Genomic DNA, 18,571 nt, shown 5'->3' with positions numbered 1-18,571 from the left:
AATTACGTGATTTTATGATAAATAAATGCATAAAAAATGTAGTAGCTTATGAAGATCTAAGTGAAATAGAATCTTATGAATGTATGATGCAAATAGTTAGTGGTAATGCCAGTGATATTCAAATAGCTTCTTTTTTAACCTCACTTTCCATGAAAGGAGAAACAATTGAAGAAATCACTGGATTTGTAAAAGCTATGCGCAAAGTCTGCGTACCTGTTTCACCAAATATAACTAAGCCTTTAGTTGACACATGTGGAACTGGAGGAGATAAGCTTAAAACATTCAATATAAGCACGATTTCTGCCATAATTGCAGCTTCTTGTGGAGTGGTGATTGCAAAACATGGAAATAGGAGTATTACAAGTAAATGCGGCGGTGCTGATATACTGGAAGCTATTGGTGTTAACATAGATACAGATGCTCGCCAAGTAGAAAAATGCATGGAAGAAACGAATATTGGATTCATGTTTGCACCTAATTTTCACCCAGCAATGAAGCATGTGATGCCTGTAAGGCAAGAACTTGGTATTAGAACTGTTTTTAATATTTTAGGTCCGCTTACCTCTCCTGCAAATGCAGATATTCAATTACTTGGAGTTTTTGACCCTGAATATGTTGAAATAATGGCCAATGTTCTTAAAAATTTAGGTGTTAAAAGAGCAATGGTAGTCCATGGATTTGATGGGGAAGGAAACCCTGCAATGGACGAAATATCCACTATCGGTAAAACTAAGATTGCAATACTTGATAATAATAAAATTGAAATAAAATATGTTTATCCTGAAGATTTTGGCATTGTAAAAACAGATAAAAAACTTATAAAAGCATCTGATAATCTTGATGAAAATAAGAAGATTACTCTTGATGTTTTAAAATGCAGAGATGAAACTGAAACAGACCGCGCCAGACTTGATTTATGCCTTGTAAATGTCAGTGCAATTCTTTTTGTAGCAGGAATTGTCGACAACTTCAAAGATGGTGTTAAACTTGGATTTAAATCAGTTAAATCTGGAGAAGCCGTTAAAAAACTCCGTGAATTTGCAAAATGCAGCGCTGACATGAATATAATCTAAATAAATACCATATAAATCTGTAATAAAAAAAATAGAATAAAATGAGGTAATTAATTACCACATTGCTCCAACTATTAATATATAACATTTTCAGTTATAAATTTTTTGCAACTACATTTCATTTTTTTAAATAATTTAATATTTACTGAAAATTAAAATAATTAAAATTAATAATTAATGGGCCCGCTGGGATTCGAACCCAGGGCCTCACGGTTATCAGCCGTGCGCTCTACCACCTGAGCCACGGGCCCCCCATCAATTAATTAAAATCCAAATATTTAATTGGCTTTTTTAAAGATTTCAAAACCTGTAAAAAGGTAGTTTCAAGGTTTAGGTTTCATCATATATAAACTTTGCTAATGAAACCTGTTTTGTTTTAAGCAGTGTTGCTATTATTTAGAATGTTTTCCATTTTATTTAAACATTCCTCTAAATCATCATTTTTCATTATTACTAGATTACAAGCAAATAAAACAGAGCATATTGCCATTGTATTCCTTAAAATACCCATATGTTCTTTTAAGCTTTTTATATTATCAACAATTCTTATTTTTGTGTCTTTATTTCTCTGTTTAAGTATTTTATCTTCCAAAGACTCTATTACAAAGATTATATCTGGTTTTATAATTTCAACTGGCAGTGAAATGATATATCCAATTAATGATTGATCTACACCATGCAAATCTACAAGAACGTTTTTCTTTTCCTTTATTTTTAATGCTGTGCTTTTCCAGATTTCATGTTGAGTTTCCATGTCCAAAGAGAACATTTCAATATCTGTAGAAGCAAGATCTCTGCTTTTTGCAATAGAAAGCATCAGATCCCCATAATTTACATATTCATAGCCTAAAGTTCCAGATATTCGTCTGCAGATTGTTGTTTTACCAACTCCCGGAACGCCTGTAACGATTACAACGTTATAAGGTAATTCCATCTACTGCCCCGTTAAAAAATTAAAAAAAGTTATTTATTAACCATTTCAGAAATTGCATCAGCCATCATATGGCCTTCAACAACTATTTCGACCTTATCAATTCCATCTACTTTTTCTGCTGCCATTTTTGCGTTCATAGCAATGTTTGCAGCACTCATACAGCCAGGATTTGTTGGTCTAATAGTAATTTTTGCAACAGTAGTGTCATTTTCATCTATATCAATGTTCTGGACAATTCCCATTTCAACTATACTGATACCCATGTGAGGGTCAGCTACTGTTGATAATGCTTCTTTAATTTTTCCTATTATTTCTTCTGACATAATATCTCCTCATAATTAGTAAATTTAATAGATTTACCTATTTTTTTAATTAGTTAAACTTATTTTAGTTTATTTTACCCCATACTTCCAAATAAATCTGCTTTTTAATTTTATATTATTTAAAAATAGGGTGTTTTAATGTCTTTATTTATATTACTTAAAGTTATTTATATTTTTGTAATGGCCTATTTTTTTCTGTGCCTTACTTTAACTGCAACTCCTTTACTAGCCATTTCCATCTCTTTTCCACTTAAAATAGCCTTTCCCACCCCTATAACTTCTTCATCTTTTAAAATTACGACTTCATCACCGGGAATTATATCATGATCAGCTTCAGCCACCCCTGGAGACAGAAGAGAGTTTGTTTTAAGTTCAAAGTTGATATTAATCCATTTTTTATGGATATTTTTTAATATATTTCCTCCTTCTAAATTCAATGAATAAAGACCATTTTTAAAATGTAACGTAGCAATTTGCTTTCCATTTACCATTATTCTTCTATCAAATCTCCCCAGAACTTTAACATCGTCTGGTATCAAAGCATCAGCTTCTTTACTGTTAAATTGATATCTTGCAATCGATCTAAGCATGTTTAATGTTTTAACTCTTCCTTTAATCCTTGGATGTTTTTTCACTTCCTCTTTAAGGTTTAAAAATGATTCTCGTGATGTGGTTTTACCATCCTTACATGTATAAACAGCTTCCTCAAGATATTTTTCACACACCTGCTTGTAACCTCCTTCTACATGTGCAATTACTTCTTTTTCGCCAACATAATCTTTAAGGCATTCACCAACGACTTTAATTTCTTCATGTGACCATTCTCCTGTGGTTGAAGTGTCATAGGATTGTATTGGATATGTTTTTTCCATTTCACGAGGGCAGATTCCAAAGGGAGAAGTTAAAATAACTTCCTGAATGCCTTTTGTGGCTTTCTGGAAGATCATGTGGGATCTTGATGATGAATAAGGTTTTCTCATGCTGCAGGGTAAAATAACCACTGTATCCCCTATTGGTTCTAAAAGACCCATTCTTTTTCTCCATCTTACAGCTTCAGGCCGGAAGAGAGATTCTTCAGTTATACATAAAACTTTCATAATGTTTTCCTCTAAAATAAGGTTTAAAATTAATTTTATTTCCAATGTCAATACTATTTAATCATAATTATCTTTATTTAAAATTATTATTAAAATTAAGCATATACCTCATTCAAGTTAAATTAATAAAAATAAAAAATAAGATTTTAGCTGAAAACTTACCTTCTTTTTGGCATTAACAACCCACTTATAACCATTAACACTGCCAATAAAACCCAGTTTATTGGTATTCCAGTTTTCTGCATTTTAACTGTTTTACTTGAAGATTTATACGCTTTGAATTTAATATATCCAGGATTACTTTGCGTATTGACATTATAGGTTGCTGAAAAGACTAAAGGATCGATTATATATGTTCCTGATTCCATTATTTTCACTGTAAGGTATAAATAAGGGTCCCCTACTGGTACGTTATCTAAAGTCCATGTTATTATCCTTGTTGTTGGATCATAAGCCACTGAACCCTGATCTACATTTAAACTGACATATTTAAGTTCTTTTGGTATTGTAAATATTATTTTTACATTTTCTGCCGGATCTGGCCCATTATTACCTAATTTGAATTTTATAGTTATTATAGTCCCTACAATTGGTTTTTTGCTTAAAGAAGCTTTAATATATAAATCTGATTTAGGCACGTATATGCTGGTATTTGTAATGTTATATTGAGGATATTCAGATTGAGTCTCCACTGCAGTGTTAGTAATGGTTGTACCTGCCATGTCTGGTGTTATCATACCAACAAGAGTCAGTATCGCTTCCTCTCCAATATCTAATGTGCCTATGGTCCATATTCCATTATCATATGTTCCTTTACTAATTGTTCCAAGATTAAAACCTGTTAATAAATCGTTTACAACCACATTAGTAGCTTGATCAGGCCCATCGACATTTTTAACTTTAATAGTAAATGTTACTAAATCACCGACATCAGGACGGCTTTTATCAACCGTATTTGTAAATAAAATGTTTGTTTTTTTAACATAAATTGTTGCAGGTAATGCAACAGCCTGGAATGGAAATTCATTCTGAATCTCATTAGCATTATTTGTAATTGTTGTTCCCGCCATTTCAGGTGTCATAATACCGCTTACAACAAGAGTTACAATTTCACCAACCTTAAGAGTTCCAATATCCCATACATGGCCATCGTAAATTCCAGATGATTGATACCAATCTGTAAATCCATCTGGAGCATCAACATAAACAATAACTCCTGTAGCATCGTCCCCAACATTATTAGTTACAGTTACAGTGAAAGTTCCCATATAACCTACATTTAACTGGATATTTTGTAATCCACCATTAGCTGTGTTAGTAACAGTTACAATGGCTTCTTTTACATGCACAACATCATTATTTGATATTACATGCACTGGAGCTTGATATGGGTATTCAGCTTGAGTTTCAGATGCATTATTGGTTATATCTTCTCCTGCTATTTGATTTAATGCTTTAACGTAAATATAAAATAAATAATCACCTACAGGTATATTGTATCCAGTCCATCTCACTGTTCTGGTTACAGAGTCATATATTCCTCCCCCTGAAGCTTTCACAAATTCAAGACCTTCTGGCAGCACATCAGTTAAAGTCACGTTTGTTGCTGAATCTGGGCCCGGATTATGAATAGTGATAACATAGTAGAATACTTCGCCAACATTTACTCTTCCATTAGCACTATCGGATTTTATAAGCTCAACTGGAGCATATTTAACATGAATTGTTGCTGGTATAGGTGGATTTGTCTGGTGACCAGAATAAATTTCTGCTGAACAAATAAAGCTATTTGATGCATCAGCGGAGTTAAATAATTTAGTAATTGTGATTGATATTGTTTCTTCTGGATTTAAATTAGGTATTGTCCAAATACCACTTGTAGGATCATAATTAGTTCCAGAAGGAGGATTAACAGTGAATCCTGCAGGTACAGTTAATTTAAGTTGTACATTAGAAACAGTAGTATCATAATCATTATGCAAAGTTACAGTGAATATACCTGTATCGCCAACGTTTAAATCGAGATAATGCCCTCCTCCGTTTGTTGTAACAGAAATGCTCACACTATCATCTTCTTCAATAACAAGATGAGTTAATATGTTATTTCCATCTACAGTCGCTGCAATCTGCACTGAATCAGGTAATGGTAAAGCGCCATTTGCATGATAAGTGATCTGTGCGATTCCATTAGTCAAAATAGTTGGCACTATACCTTGATAACTTCCCCAACTTGGATTTGTAAAACTTATAGGCAGGTCTGGAACATGACCTTCTGCAGGATCATGATAAACACCATTTGAATCATGTAATAAATCAACAGTAATTCCTGCAAATTGACCATTTAAAATATGTTCATATGGAACTGTATTTGCTGGAGTAATAGTAAGGATTATCCAAGGATCAAAACTCAGTCCTCCTATAACAGCTCCACTGGGACGTGCATTTGAACCCCACCAGTTATATTTTATATCTCCCCATCCAAATACTTCAACTTGAATTGGATCATTTCCCATTATCCTATTAAAATTTATATAATTAAAAGCAGATTCAGAAGAAATAGCTCCACCGCTGCCACCAGAACCAACCTTATTATTAAGTATATTATTACCTATTATATATACTGTACCCTTCAAATTCCAAATAGCGCCGCCAGAACCACTGAAACCTTTTCTTCCAGCAGGACCGTCGTGTCCGGAACCTCCTAACCATCCACCAGACGCCCCATAACCACCGCGTCCACCATTTCCACTATTAGCTGCATGATTATCGGTAAGATTTGAGTTTAAAACATAGAGCGTACTGGAAAAATCATTTACAGAATTATAAAGGGCACCACCATGTCCGCTAGAGCCACCGTTACCGCCCGCTCCTCCGTCACCGCCATATTTAAATATGGTACTGGTGCTGCCTCCATCACCACCAATACCTCCATTTCCACCATTACCATTACGGTTCCGGTTAATATTAGAAGATCGTACTGTTAAAATGGAACCTGAATTAAATATAGCTCCTCCAGAGCCTCCAGCACCACCAGAACCGGCGTTACCGCCGTGTCGTGGGTTTGCACCATGACCTCCGTCAGCACCATTGCCACCAGCACCACCAGAACCATTAAAATTATCATTTAATGTACTTCCAGTTATATCCAAAGTTCCAATGTTATAGATGGCTCCGCCAGAACCGCCAGAACCGCCACTATTACCATTTCCACCAGTACCTGCATCCGTTCCAGAACCACCAGAACCACCAGAACCACCATCTCCTCCATTACCATTATGATTGTTATTAATATTAGATGTATTTATGGTTAATGTGCCTGTATTATAAATGGCCCCTCCTGAACCACCAGAACCACCAGAACCACCAGAACCACCAGCCCTTGCATCAGCACCATCGCCACCAGAACCACCATTACCTCCAACTCCGCCATTACCATTAAAATTACCAGTTAATGTACTTCCAGTTATATTCATAGTTCCAGTGTTATAAATGGCCCCACCAGAACCGCCAGAACCGCCATTAGCTGCATCGCCTCCAGTACCTGCATCAGCACCATCGCCACCAGAACCACCACTACCACCAGAACCACCAGCACCATTATAATTATCATTTAATGTACTTCCAGTTATATTCAAAGTTCCAGTGTTATAAATAGCTCCTCCTGAACCACCCTGGCCTCCAGAACCACCATTACCCCCATGTTTTGCATCAAGACTACCTCCACCATGTCCTCCATTTCCACCTGAACCTGCATTACCGTTATGATTATTGTTTAAAGAAGAGGATTGTACATCTAGGTAGTTTGAATTATATATGGCTCCTCCTGAGCCTCCAGCTCCACCTGAACCGCCGTTTCCCCCAGAACCTGCAGAAAATTCACCGTTTCCTCCACGACCTCCTTCGCCGCCTTTTCCTCCAGCACCATTATAATTGTTATTTAATGTACTTCCAGTTATATGCACAGTTCCACTATTGCATATAGCTCCCCCGGAACCACCAGAACCACCAGAACCACCATTACCTCCATCAAATCCTTCAATAGTTTCACTACCTTTGCCCCCTGAGCCTCCAGCCCCACCGTTTCCATTATAATTATTGTCAAAAATGCAGTTAGACATATTCATAGTTCCAGTGTTATAAATGGCCCCACCAGAACCACCACTACCTCCAGAACCACCATCTCCTCCATTGTATGATCCCACGACAACTATACCACTGCCCCCATCTCCACCAGAACCACCAGAACCAGAATAGTTATTTATAAAATTAGAGTCAGTTATTTGAAGAATTCCTGAATTATAGATTGCTCCACCTGAGCCTCCAGAACCACCAGAACCACCACTACCTAATTTTCCAAAACCTGGGCCCATAGAATAACCATCGCCACCAGAACCACCACTACCTGCATTATTAAAATTAATATTACAATTTTTTATGTATAGATTTCCCGCGTTATAAATGGCCCCTCCTGAACCACCAGAACCACCAGAACCACCATCAGGATTACTCTCAGTTCCATCGCTTCCCTGACCTCCATCAAGTGCTTTACCACAGGTGATTGTCATATTAGAGATTGTAACATTAATATTACTGGCTATGTTGAATATTCTTCCGCTGTATGTTCCATTAACTATAGTAGAACTACTGCCTGATCCATTAATAGTCATATTCTTATCAATGTTTATATCATGCTCGTTATAGGTCCCTGAAGCAATGTTAACAATTCCGTTTTCAAGAACGGTTCCTGTACCATTTTTTATAGTTAATTTTGGACCAAAAAGAGTATCAGGAGTGTGAGCAGCATATTCACCATCCCAACTATCATTTCCCTCTGTTGAGACATAAATTGCACTCTGATCCGCTGAAACAACGTTAAGACTACCTAAAAAGAAAAAAAATGAGCTTAAAATTATTATCAATGTAAAGGGTTTAATATTATTTTTAAGTTGCTTTTCCATTCTTTACTCCTTTATGCCAGGAATAAATGATATTTGAATGTTATTTTGATGATGGTGCACCAAATAAAAGAAAATAAAAATTTTTGAGTGAATTTTCCATCAAATATGAATATATCATTAATTATGAGTGCATATGACAAGTGTTTTTAGTCTGGATTATTATATTTTTTAATGATCATCTTCCAATATTAATATTTTCCTATTTCAACAAAATCTAAAATTAATAAATAATATATTTACATAATCAAATAATATTAACACATATATGCATTTTTTATGAAAAAATGAGAAATAAATTTTAAAAATATAATTAAACAATCACCAAGTAATAAATTAAGAAAAAATTATTCCTCCATTAATCCATTTAACACCTGTAATCCTTGATAAATCTTTATTAAGTGAAATAAGATCATTTTTATCCAATTTATTCACATCTTCTTTTCCTACTATCCTTACAAAATTAGCAATTTCTTCTGTTGATATATTGATAAAATTTGATAACTTTAAAATTCCTTCTTCAATATTTAACTGTTTCATTAATTCTGGATCTTGAGTTGCAATCCCTGTAGGGCAATTACCCGTGTAACAAATCCTGTATTGTTCACAATTTATAGCTATAAGCGCTGCAGTACCTATATAAACTGCATCTGCACCAAGAGCTAAACATTTTGCAAAGTCAGCTGAATCAAATAGTTTTCCACTGGCAATAAGTGAAATTTCATCTTTAACTCCAAGTTCATCGAGATATTTATAGGCCCTTGGGAGTGCTGCAATAATTGGAATTCCCACATTTTCTCTTACATAAAGATCAGTTGCACCTGTACCTCCACCGAATCCATCAAGAGCTATAAAATCCACTTTTGAATTAACCAAAACTTCAATGTCTTTTTCTATATCTCCACATCCAATTTTTGCACCTATTGGAGCTCCTTCTGTGATTTTTCTAAGTTCAAAGACCTTTTCTTTTATTTCTTCTGGATTTTTCATGTCAAAATGATTTGCTGGAGAATATGCTGCATCTCCCTCTTTTAAACCTCTTATTTCTGCAATTTCAGATGTTATTTTGTCTGCAGGTAAATAACTACCTTTACCAGGATATGCGCCTTGACCAAAACGTATTTCAACTGCAGCGGCAGATTTAAGTAGTTTTTCATTGATCCCAAATCTTCCTGTTGAATACTGGATAATCATTTGATTTCTGGCAATTTCTAATTCTTCATTTAATATGCCTCCTTCGCCAGAATTAAATGCTATTTCAAGCTCACGAGCTACTTTTGCTATTACTAATTTCACATTTTTGCAAACCGCTCCAAAGCTCATGCCTGAAATCATGATAGGTGATGAAACTTTAAATGGTTTCTTTGCTTTAGGACCAATTAACACTTCATTATTTACATGTTCATCTGCATTTAATGGAATTTTATTAACTTGAGCTGGAATAAAATGAATGTCATTAAATGAAAATGGCTGTTTTTTAAGTGATCCCATAGATGACACTGTACTTTTACCTGAAATTGCCATATCTTTAATATTTAACATATTTTGATAAGCTTGATCATCTTCACCATGCTTCTTTTTACGGATTAAAAACTTATTTTGCCTATTTTCATGTTTATTGCAATAATATATTCCTTTTAATTTATATTCCTTGTAAATAGAACATTCATTACATATACATCCATTTACATTAATTTCACAGTCATTGTCTTTAGTACAGTAGAGAACTTCTCCATCACAGTCATGAGGATAACTTGGACAATATGGACATGCACATTTTTTCCTGTTTTCCTTTGAATCTTCAATTTTTTTTCTAATCTGTGCAGACTCTTGCATAGTCTAATATTCTGCGGCGGTTTATATAAATCTTTTATTATAACTTCTTCATCTCCCAATTTTTAATTTTAATGTATAAATGAGCTTTTTTTATGTTAAATCATTGTCTGATATTTATATACCTCAAAAATCAATATAATGACTCATGGAGAAATATAAAGTAAACTCTATTGATGACCATGCTCCCTTCCTAATTACCCCTTGTTACAAAAAACTATGTAAAATACTTGAAACTTTAAAAACACGTAGGGGCATGATAATTCATGTTGTAGGTGCTCCCGGTGTTGGTAAATCTGCAAATATATTCCATGCGCTTAATAATTCTAATTTAAATGTTTATGATGTCAAATTTGATATAAAAGAAGTAGATTTAAGCTCAAAACAGGTTTTTAATCTGCTTTTTAAAGAATTAATCAAAGATACTGGAGCTAAATCCAAAGATGATCTCTACAAAAAACTTTCAGAATATGATGTGGTTCTAATTGCCGATAATTTTCATGATCTACATAAATTAGACAAAAAAATGGTAGGTTTCAGTAAATGGACTGACTATAAAGGTTTTAGGGCTTTTAATTTTTATTTGCTTTGTATCTTAGAGTATTTAAAAAACAGGAAAAAATTTAAGAACATCAATATACTTCTTCAGACTGCTTGGAGAATTTATATAAGAGGACAAAAATATGATATATTCTCAGATTTTGGTATAATTTCAAGAATCATTGTTAACATCCTTAAAATATTTTTTGATGTTGTTGAAATATCATATTCCAAGAAAGAAACCATAAAAATCGTTAAGATGCATATTAAAGATGCTGATGATGATATTATTGAAAAATATATCCATAAATATGGTCAAAGACCAAGATTTATATGTGATGCTCTGGAAAAATAAATTAATAAGCTTCATACCATATTAACTATTGATATAGATTTAAAACATGTATGTGACATTTAAATAATATGAAAGGATAAAAAAAGATGTTAAAAACCCTTATTAAGTCCACAAGAACAGCGTGGGCATCTAAAAATGCTAATGCTTATTTACTTGCACTTACATATGCTTATTTTTCAGGAACTGTTATCACTAACCCTTATCAAATATTAGAAGGTCTTCTACTAGTTTCAATACTTTGGGGAGCCTTATACAGCCTGAATGATTTAACTGACCTTGAAATCGATCGTAGAGATTATGCTAAACGGAATAGGGCATTTATTCAGGATCATGTTGATAAAAAATGGATTGTTCTTTTTTGTGGAATTTTAATAGTATCTGTTTTCATAATTTCACTGACCACATTACTCCCTGAATTTACAATAATCTTAGGATTAATGCTTTTAAATCAATTAGCATATACATTACCTCCATTAAGACTTAAAGAGACATCATTAGCGCCTTTTACAAGTACTGCAACAAATACCGTTCTTAGAATAGCATCTTGCTGTGTTTTACTAGGCAATGTATTAATAGTGCCTTTAAGTGTTTATATCTTCATGTATATTGCAAGTATGGGAACATATACTATGTATAAATCAAAACCTGTGCCTGCAAGCATTCTAGGGGTTATAGCTGGTGCTCTTTTAATTTATATACTGCTTTCTGGAGATATGAATTACATTCAATTTGCAGTTGCTATCGTACCTGCATTTTTAGCCACGATCCCATTATATCTCTCTCTTTTTACAAAAAAGGAAGAAATGGTGTACATTGCAGATAAAGCATACCATCAAATAGCTAATATATTTTTCCTTTTATGTATATTGATTATTTTATTTTAAAAAAAGAATTTAAAAAAGAAAAACAGTTTAAATGCCTTAAACTGTATAATTCGAACTAATTAAAATAATTTTCCAAGTTTTAATAGAGCTTTAGGTGAAACCTTTAAAAGCACTTTAAGAAGCTCATTTGTGCTAATTCTTTCAAATTCGGCTTCATTTAAAGCTTTTGCAATAGAATCTAATTCATCATCAGCAAGAGAATCAAGATAATCTCTTGCCTTAATATACTTGTCAAATGATTCCCCAAGTTCTTTTTCACATCTCTTTTCGTATTCAACAAGCCTTTTTTCAGATACATCATCTTCTTTAATAGCTGCTGCTGCAATTTCACCAGCAATAAGCCCGCCTTGCATACCGCTTATTATGCCTCCGCCAGTTAACGGATTTACCATTCCTGCTGCATCTCCAACAACCATTACATTGTCAGTAGCTATCTTTTTTAGTATTCCCCCTACTGGATCTCCACCTATATTTAATTCCACTGCTGTAGCATTTTTGGTGGTTGGACATGTTTTTGCAAATTCAACAAGATGTTCATAGGCACTTTTTTCTGTTAATGTAGATATAACTGCTAAACCTACGTTTGCAATGTCATCTCCCTTTGGAAATACCCATGCATACCCTCCAGGAGCAACACTTCCAAAATAGAATTCCAATGCGTTTGGATTTTGCATTTCAACGCCCACCATCTCAAATTGAGCGCCAGATTCCATGTGTTTAGGTTTTATTGCAGTTTTAAGTCCGCCCCATCTTCCAACTCGCGATTCTGGCCCATCGGCACCTATAACAAGTTTTGCTTTAATTTCAAATTCCTCGCCCATCTTTTCAGCTTTCACAAATGCATGGCCATCTTTTATTTCTAAACCCTTAGCAAGAGTCTTTAACATTATATCTGCACCAGCTCTTGCTGCATCCATTGCCATAAACTTGTCAAAAACCTTTCTTTCTACTACATAGCCCATTTCAGGAAGTTTTACTGTATCTTCAGTAAGCCAGACATCTGTACCGCCCGGCGATACCATGCGTATTCCATCAATTTCTGAGGTTATCCATCTGCTGCTTGGTTCTATTCCTAACTTTATTAATCCGTCCTTAGATACTCCTTCAGCACATCTTTTAGGTGCACCTATTTCAGACTTCTTTTCTATCATTAAGACTTTTGCACCGTTTAAAGCTGCATGTTTGGCCGCAGATGAACCTGCAGGACCTGCCCCAACTACTAAAACATCAGTTTCAATTAACATTAAATTCACCTTGCCCCTATTCTTTTACCAAAGCACGAACTGGACATGCTTGTACACATATTTTACAATCTTTACATGAACTTTCATCAAATTTTATGCTTGTTTCGCCTACTTCTATTAGGCATCGTGGGCATACACCCGCGCATTCTCCGCAATACATACACCATTCCTTCACTATCATATTATCCCTTTTTATTTTTTTATTTTATTTACTCTGATTCAACCTTTGTTCACTTTATTACAACTCATTTATTAATCTTCATATTCTCTAATTCTTGAAACTTAAATTATAAAATAAACATGAATATTTAATTGGAAAAGAAAGTATAAAAACTTTAATTTATAAAGACCCATGAGTAATAAATTAGTTTATAGGATTATTATATCTTTCTTTAATTTGAATTTAAATACTACTCCAGACGTCCATTTCAAGTGTAAAATTTAACACATCTTTAAAAAGATGTAATGGAATTATACAACCTTTGTGTAAATATATTTAAATTGTATAAATAACATGAAATTTTTGTTCTATAGATTTAAAACAAAACACATTTAAATACAAACCAGAATTTTAGAGATATTAAACCATTATAAACTAATCTTCTTCTTGGCATTCTTCCCTGGATTTAAATTCATGTCCACACTCAGAACAAAGCACTGCTCCGGTCGTTGCCCTTGCCCTGTGCTCTCTTTCTATGTCTCTTTTAATTGTTTTATCCATACAACCACATTTAGGGCACTCTTCGCTTAAATTGCCAATATTCATATTATATCTCCACTCCACAACATTTTATTTTGTTTTATATATAAACATCTAATATAAAAGTATATAGTTTAATTTAATTACATTTATACAATTAACTCGATTCCAAATAGCTTTATATGGACATAGCTAATTAATATTTCACCTTAAATCTTAAATTAACCCAATATATATCTTGAGAATTCCCATGGTAGATATAGTTTTAATTTTCACAAGCATTATGGCATTTGTAGCTACTAATATAGATGATCTTTTTATTTTAACGTTATTTTTTGCAAATCCAAATATTAAAAATGCTCATGTAGTTATTGGTCAGTATATAGGAATTCTATCTCTAATTATGATAAGTTTAATGGGATATTTCTTTAAATTTATTATACCTATATCCTTTTTAGGATTGCTGGGCATAATTCCCATACTTATCGGTATTAAAGCCATTATAAACTTGAAAAAAAATGAAAAAATTCATGTAGATGAAATGAGCCAAAATAAGGGATTTAAATCATCGTCAATATTTTTAGTGGCTTTAGTGTCTTTTTCAAACGGAGGAGACAATATTGGAGTTTATATGCCTTTATTTGCAAGTATGGATTTGTATCAAACATTGGAAGTGGTGGGAATATTTATTTTAATGATTGGAATTTGGTGTTTTATTAGCCATAGTCTTACAAATAACGAGATTTTAAGAGATAAAATCAAAAAATATGGCCATATTATTTTCCCATTTGTTTTAATAATCATTGGGCTGTTTATTATACTTAAATAGCATGTTAAATTTATTTAAAAAAACAGATGATGCACTTATTTTAATAAATATTATTTATATTAAATACCATCCATTTTATTTAAAAGCTAAAATTAAATATTTTTAAGCATTATAGACATTATTCCTGGTTTTTGGGTTTTTTCAGGTTTCTGTCCAGGAAACAGCATCATCCCAGGACTTGATAAGAATTCTTTGTTTACCCTATCAGTTATCTCTTTAAATATTATTTTATACGCTTCACAATGGGAGTCTACGCCATTAATTTCTGCTTTATTTGTTTTTTCATTAATTTTTAAAGCATTGTACGGGCACCCTCCCCTACAAAATCTCACATAAGAACATTTCTTACATTCAGTATCCACATGATCCTTAAATTCTTCTAAAAGCTTTGCTGGATCAGATTTCATTAGATCTTCCATTGTAGGGTGGTCACAAACGTTGCCCATGACATATTCAGGCATTCCCACAAAACGGTAACATGGATATATACTTCCATCCGGCCCTACAGCAAAAGTATCACCCATACAATCTACAAATGTGCAAACTGTACCTCTACGGGTAAAAACACACTTGCAGAGGTGATCAATATTCATGATCTCAATTTCATCCATATTTTCCAGATATTTATCCAGAAGATAAATTAAAAGTTCACCATACTTTTCAGGGTCAAGAGCCCATTTACCAGGGTTTTCAGTGCGTAAAGATGGTAATGCAGGGTGTAGTTTAAGTTTAAATCCATTTTCAAGGAAAAAATTAAAAATATCTTCTTTAAAGTCAATAGAATAATTTGTAAATGTAGATATGAAGCTTACTTTCAAATTATGGGACTTTGCAATTTCATAACCCTTTATAGTCCGATCATAATATCCCTCTCCCCTTTGAAAATCATTAAGTTCCTTTGGACCATCTAAACTGGAACCTATAGGAATATTATATTCTGCGAAGAGTTCTGCTAACTCATCAGTCATATTCCACAGATTAGTTTGAAGAGCAAAAGCTGGTTTTAAATGGCTCAGTTTATTGCTTAAAAGGGGCAAAGCTTCATTGTAAAAATCAAATCCTGCTAAAAGAGGTTCTCCTCCATGAAATGTGAAAGTTACTGGTTCCTCGCGGAAATCTTTAAGCCAGTTTACAATTTCTTTAACTATTTCAATGCTCATTACAGGAGATCCTTCCTCAGAACTCCAGCAATAATTACATTCTGAAGGACAGCCCAGTGTAGGGATTATCATTACATGAAAAGCCATAAAAACACCTTTTTAATTTTATAAATTTTTTCTTAATGCTAATAAATTAATTTTTGTATTTATATATTGATCTAATTGATTCTAAATTTATTTTAACATTTTTTTTTTTAATTCCAATTAATTTAATAAAGCTTATATCTTAAGAGATGAATTAATAATAATTACTGAAAGTTAAATTGTAATTATTTTAGCGGTGATTAACGTGTGGAATGTAATAGGCTTCTCAATAGTAGTTTTGATTATTGTAGCGTTTTTTGCTATAATTATAGGCATTTATAATAGCTTAATTAAGCTTAGAAATAGTGTAGATAATGCATGGTCTCAGATAAATGTTCAGCTTGAAAGAAGAGTAGATTTAGTGTCTAATCTGGTTGAAACTGTAAAAGGATATTCTAAACATGAAAAAGGTACGTTTAAAGAGGTTACTCAAGCAAGATCAAATTTATCAGATGCAGAAACTGTAAAAGAAAATGAAAAAGCTAATAATCAGCTTACAGAATCTTTAAAAAGTTTATTTGCAGTTGCAGAAGCTTATCCTGACCTTAAAGCAGATGAAAGTTTTGAAAGCTTACTTAAACAGTTGTCAGACACTGAAGATCAGATAGCTTACTACCGACAGTTATATAATGATATTGTATGGAGATATAACAACAAATGCCAGATGTTTCCAAGTAATATTTTAGCTAATTTCTTTGGATTTGAAAACGAACGATATTTCGAAATTGAAGAATCTGAAAAAATAGTGCCTAAAGTAAATTTTTCAGAAGAACCTGTAGAAAGCCAGAACATCTGAAAATAGATAATTTAAGTTGAATATAAATATGACTAAAAATTTATATTCTTTTTTTTTATTATGGCTTAATAAATGATGTTCAGCTGATTTTAAAAATAAATTTATTCTTAGAAATAATTTATACAAAATTTAAACTAAATCTATATTACTTTCAGGACTTACTCTTGTCTTTAAAACTGTCCACGACCCAATACTTTTTATTTCTTCTATAAACGCAGTTAGTTCTTCAATCTCGTCGTAGTTATATAAAACAATGTCATATCTACCGAAACTGAATGTCACATCAGCGATACTTTTAAATTTTTTAGTTAGTGATTCAATATTTTTTTCAACATCACTTTTTTTGGAATTCATAAACAAAAGTATGTTCTTTCAAATAGTATAGTTTTGTTATTTTAAACAAATTGTATAAAATTGAAAGGAATTATAAATTGGGAGTATCTGCAACTTCGTTTTATTAGTTTTTTATGAAAAATTATGTGTTCTTCAGTGCAGTTACACGTTTTTCAGTGATTCTCATTAAATACTCCCTTATAATCCCATCAAACACTGTATTTTTTCTTTATGTAAACTGCTAGTTTCATTAATTTTTTTTGGAGGTTTTATTTTTTTATGACTTCTGCCCTTGAAAGAATTTAGGGTGGTTTGCACATTAAATTTAATAAGGAGACCCATATCTTCTTTAATAAGGTTTATCCAATCTTCTACGTACTCCAAATCCTCTGGGGGGTTTATGGCTGATTGAGAATTTAGAGAATCCTTTATTATGTTTGTGACAACATTTAAATTTTGTACAGTTTCATTATAGAACTTATCAAATTCCTTGAAGGGAAATATGATTAAATCTTCGTCTTTTAAGAAAACTCCAGGATTATAGAAGACTGTTTCATTATCATCGTGTTTTATGACACTTAACCTCATTATGAACCTCCTTTTTTTGTGCAATCAATTATATGATATAAAGTATTTGTAGGCGTTGTGGTAGAGCATCTGAAAAGTAATATACTACAATTAAAAAAAAGCAAAATTTTTAAGTAGAAAAGTTGAATTATATTTAGAGTTTTATCAAAATAAAAGTTTAAATTCTTTATTTTATAAAAATAGGATATATAAATCATTAATTTCAAAATTTAGTTCAGTTAATCCTTACAATACATTTATAAATTTTATTAGAGAGGTAAACATATGTTAGAGTTTAAAGGTTTCAAATTATTAGATAAAAAAGATTCAAACATCACTCCCATTAAATTTAGTTTTAAAGATAAAGAATTAGATGAAGAATCCATTGAATACATTTATGAAAAGTTAAAAGAATATGAAACATATTTAGAATATGATTGTAAGGGAGAATTCCACATTAAATACAAAAAAGAAGCAATTATTGAAATGATTATAACTTCTCCAAGCAGAAAAGTTCCTGATGATAAAAAAGAATTAGAAAAATTCATTAATAAACATGTAATGGATTTTGATGAATATTACTACAAAATAAGAAGTTTTGAAAGTTCAATTGACACTAATTTAGCAGCGAGCATCTAATTAAGTCATATTCAACTGCATAAATCTCTATTTTTAGTTTAAAGTGCATATGAATAGAATAGCTTATTCAAAAAATTGGCCATATTCTTTTGTATGTTCCCTTCAAAATTAAAATAGAAAAAAATATTAAGTACCAAAGACAATATTAATTTGCATTACGTATGATAACTATAACATCATTTTTATGGCATTATTAAGCCATCAATTGCCTCTATGAGGATTTAT

17 protein-coding genes and 1 tRNA gene are annotated in these 18,571 nt (G+C 32.4%); 6 read left to right on the top strand and 12 right to left on the bottom strand.

Translation table 11 applies throughout. The annotated features are described in order from the left end of the window. Positions 1–14: 14 nt before the first annotated feature. Complete coding sequence (gene trpD / locus HZC47_10635) at positions 15–1,073, top strand: anthranilate phosphoribosyltransferase (GenBank protein ID MBI5681340.1); 1,059 nt, start codon at positions 15–17, stop codon at positions 1,071–1,073. Positions 1,074–1,251: 178 nt separating this feature from the next. On the opposite strand, the gene HZC47_10630 is transcribed toward trpD, so the two are convergent. The 6 genes from HZC47_10630 to HZC47_10605 all read right to left on the bottom strand — a co-directional run bounded on the left by HZC47_10630 (position 1,252) and on the right by HZC47_10605 (position 10,218). Next, a tRNA-Ile gene (locus tag HZC47_10630) sits at positions 1,252–1,324 on the bottom strand. A 125-nt stretch (positions 1,325–1,449) separates the two neighbouring features. Continuing rightward, the gene (locus tag HZC47_10625; protein MBI5681339.1) at positions 1,450–2,007 is read right to left on the bottom strand and encodes an AAA family ATPase; all 558 of its coding nucleotides are present in this window, start codon (positions 2,005–2,007) and stop codon (positions 1,450–1,452) included. Positions 2,008–2,036: 29 nt separating this feature from the next. Further along, positions 2,037–2,330, bottom strand: coding sequence for a metal-sulfur cluster assembly factor (locus tag HZC47_10620; protein ID MBI5681338.1), 294 nt, complete (start codon positions 2,328–2,330; stop codon positions 2,037–2,039). 185 nt (positions 2,331–2,515) lie between these two features. After that, positions 2,516–3,427 (bottom strand): DUF5591 domain-containing protein, encoded by a 912-nt coding sequence (locus HZC47_10615; protein ID MBI5681337.1) that lies wholly within the window; start codon positions 3,425–3,427, stop codon positions 2,516–2,518. Between the two features lie 158 nt (positions 3,428–3,585). After that, on the bottom strand, positions 3,586–8,385 hold the full coding sequence (locus HZC47_10610) for a DUF11 domain-containing protein (GenBank protein ID MBI5681336.1): 4,800 nt from the start codon (positions 8,383–8,385) through the stop codon (positions 3,586–3,588). Between the two features lie 333 nt (positions 8,386–8,718). Then, on the bottom strand, positions 8,719–10,218 hold the full coding sequence (locus HZC47_10605) for a DUF2769 domain-containing protein (protein MBI5681335.1): 1,500 nt from the start codon (positions 10,216–10,218) through the stop codon (positions 8,719–8,721). 145 nt (positions 10,219–10,363) lie between these two features. Between HZC47_10605 and HZC47_10600 the strand changes: the two genes are divergently transcribed. Beyond that, positions 10,364–11,110: a hypothetical protein gene (locus tag HZC47_10600; protein MBI5681334.1), complete on the top strand. Its 747-nt coding sequence runs from the start codon at positions 10,364–10,366 to the stop codon at positions 11,108–11,110. An 86-nt stretch (positions 11,111–11,196) separates the two neighbouring features. Beyond that, a complete protein-coding gene (locus tag HZC47_10595) occupies positions 11,197–11,994 on the top strand; it encodes a UbiA family prenyltransferase (GenBank protein MBI5681333.1) in 798 nt (265 codons plus the stop codon). A 59-nt stretch (positions 11,995–12,053) separates the two neighbouring features. Here the strand turns inward: HZC47_10595 and HZC47_10590 are convergent, their stop codons facing one another. The 3 genes from HZC47_10590 to HZC47_10580 all read right to left on the bottom strand — a co-directional run bounded on the left by HZC47_10590 (position 12,054) and on the right by HZC47_10580 (position 14,004). Then, positions 12,054–13,238: an NAD(P)/FAD-dependent oxidoreductase gene (locus HZC47_10590; protein ID MBI5681332.1), complete on the bottom strand. Its 1,185-nt coding sequence runs from the start codon at positions 13,236–13,238 to the stop codon at positions 12,054–12,056. Between the two features lie 16 nt (positions 13,239–13,254). Continuing rightward, positions 13,255–13,419 (bottom strand): 4Fe-4S binding protein, encoded by a 165-nt coding sequence (locus HZC47_10585; protein MBI5681331.1) that lies wholly within the window; start codon positions 13,417–13,419, stop codon positions 13,255–13,257. A 414-nt stretch (positions 13,420–13,833) separates the two neighbouring features. After that, positions 13,834–14,004, bottom strand: coding sequence for a TIGR04165 family Cys-rich peptide (locus tag HZC47_10580; protein MBI5681330.1), 171 nt, complete (start codon positions 14,002–14,004; stop codon positions 13,834–13,836). A 184-nt stretch (positions 14,005–14,188) separates the two neighbouring features. Here HZC47_10580 and HZC47_10575 point away from each other — a divergent pair, with 184 nt between their 5' ends. Then, a complete protein-coding gene (locus HZC47_10575) occupies positions 14,189–14,767 on the top strand; it encodes a cadmium resistance transporter (protein ID MBI5681329.1) in 579 nt (192 codons plus the stop codon). 92 nt (positions 14,768–14,859) lie between these two features. Here the strand turns inward: HZC47_10575 and HZC47_10570 are convergent, their stop codons facing one another. Further along, complete coding sequence (locus tag HZC47_10570) at positions 14,860–16,014, bottom strand: TIGR04083 family peptide-modifying radical SAM enzyme (GenBank protein MBI5681328.1); 1,155 nt, start codon at positions 16,012–16,014, stop codon at positions 14,860–14,862. Between the two features lie 202 nt (positions 16,015–16,216). Here HZC47_10570 and HZC47_10565 point away from each other — a divergent pair, with 202 nt between their 5' ends. Further along, on the top strand, positions 16,217–16,807 hold the full coding sequence (locus tag HZC47_10565) for a LemA family protein (GenBank protein MBI5681327.1): 591 nt from the start codon (positions 16,217–16,219) through the stop codon (positions 16,805–16,807). Positions 16,808–16,936: 129 nt separating this feature from the next. On the opposite strand, the gene HZC47_10560 is transcribed toward HZC47_10565, so the two are convergent. Both HZC47_10560 and HZC47_10555 read right to left on the bottom strand, forming a co-directional pair. Further along, the gene (locus HZC47_10560; GenBank protein ID MBI5681326.1) at positions 16,937–17,161 is read right to left on the bottom strand and encodes a hypothetical protein; all 225 of its coding nucleotides are present in this window, start codon (positions 17,159–17,161) and stop codon (positions 16,937–16,939) included. Positions 17,162–17,338: 177 nt separating this feature from the next. Then, positions 17,339–17,728, bottom strand: coding sequence for a hypothetical protein (locus HZC47_10555; GenBank protein MBI5681325.1), 390 nt, complete (start codon positions 17,726–17,728; stop codon positions 17,339–17,341). A gap of 264 nt (positions 17,729–17,992) precedes the next feature. Between HZC47_10555 and HZC47_10550 the strand changes: the two genes are divergently transcribed. Further along, complete coding sequence (locus HZC47_10550) at positions 17,993–18,346, top strand: hypothetical protein (protein MBI5681324.1); 354 nt, start codon at positions 17,993–17,995, stop codon at positions 18,344–18,346. The last annotated feature ends 225 nt before the right edge of the window (positions 18,347–18,571 follow it).

It is taken from the genome of Methanobacterium sp., assembly GCA_016222945.1.
Lineage (GTDB): Archaea > Methanobacteriota > Methanobacteria > Methanobacteriales > Methanobacteriaceae > Methanobacterium_D.
This window is presented reverse-complemented; position numbering and strand designations above follow the sequence as displayed.

Excerpts from the sequence above, each read along its gene's own strand:
- trpD (MBI5681340.1), top strand. The coding sequence starts at position 15 with ATGATAAATAAATGCATAAAAAATGTAGTAGCTTATGAAGATCTAAGT.
- HZC47_10625 (MBI5681339.1), bottom strand. The coding sequence starts at position 2,007 with ATGGAATTACCTTATAACGTTGTAATCGTTACAGGCGTTCCGGGAGTT.
- HZC47_10620 (MBI5681338.1), bottom strand. The coding sequence starts at position 2,330 with ATGTCAGAAGAAATAATAGGAAAAATTAAAGAAGCATTATCAACAGTA.
- HZC47_10615 (MBI5681337.1), bottom strand. The coding sequence starts at position 3,427 with ATGAAAGTTTTATGTATAACTGAAGAATCTCTCTTCCGGCCTGAAGCT.
- HZC47_10610 (MBI5681336.1), bottom strand. The coding sequence starts at position 8,385 with ATGGAAAAGCAACTTAAAAATAATATTAAACCCTTTACATTGATAATA.
- HZC47_10605 (MBI5681335.1), bottom strand. The coding sequence starts at position 10,218 with ATGCAAGAGTCTGCACAGATTAGAAAAAAAATTGAAGATTCAAAGGAA.
- HZC47_10600 (MBI5681334.1), top strand. The coding sequence starts at position 10,364 with ATGGAGAAATATAAAGTAAACTCTATTGATGACCATGCTCCCTTCCTA.
- HZC47_10595 (MBI5681333.1), top strand. The coding sequence starts at position 11,197 with ATGTTAAAAACCCTTATTAAGTCCACAAGAACAGCGTGGGCATCTAAA.
- HZC47_10590 (MBI5681332.1), bottom strand. The coding sequence starts at position 13,238 with ATGTTAATTGAAACTGATGTTTTAGTAGTTGGGGCAGGTCCTGCAGGT.
- HZC47_10585 (MBI5681331.1), bottom strand. The coding sequence starts at position 13,419 with ATGATAGTGAAGGAATGGTGTATGTATTGCGGAGAATGCGCGGGTGTA.
- HZC47_10580 (MBI5681330.1), bottom strand. The coding sequence starts at position 14,004 with ATGAATATTGGCAATTTAAGCGAAGAGTGCCCTAAATGTGGTTGTATG.
- HZC47_10575 (MBI5681329.1), top strand. The coding sequence starts at position 14,189 with ATGGTAGATATAGTTTTAATTTTCACAAGCATTATGGCATTTGTAGCT.
- HZC47_10570 (MBI5681328.1), bottom strand. The coding sequence starts at position 16,014 with ATGGCTTTTCATGTAATGATAATCCCTACACTGGGCTGTCCTTCAGAA.
- HZC47_10560 (MBI5681326.1), bottom strand. The coding sequence starts at position 17,161 with ATGAATTCCAAAAAAAGTGATGTTGAAAAAAATATTGAATCACTAACT.
- HZC47_10555 (MBI5681325.1), bottom strand. The coding sequence starts at position 17,728 with ATGAGGTTAAGTGTCATAAAACACGATGATAATGAAACAGTCTTCTAT.
- HZC47_10550 (MBI5681324.1), top strand. The coding sequence starts at position 17,993 with ATGTTAGAGTTTAAAGGTTTCAAATTATTAGATAAAAAAGATTCAAAC.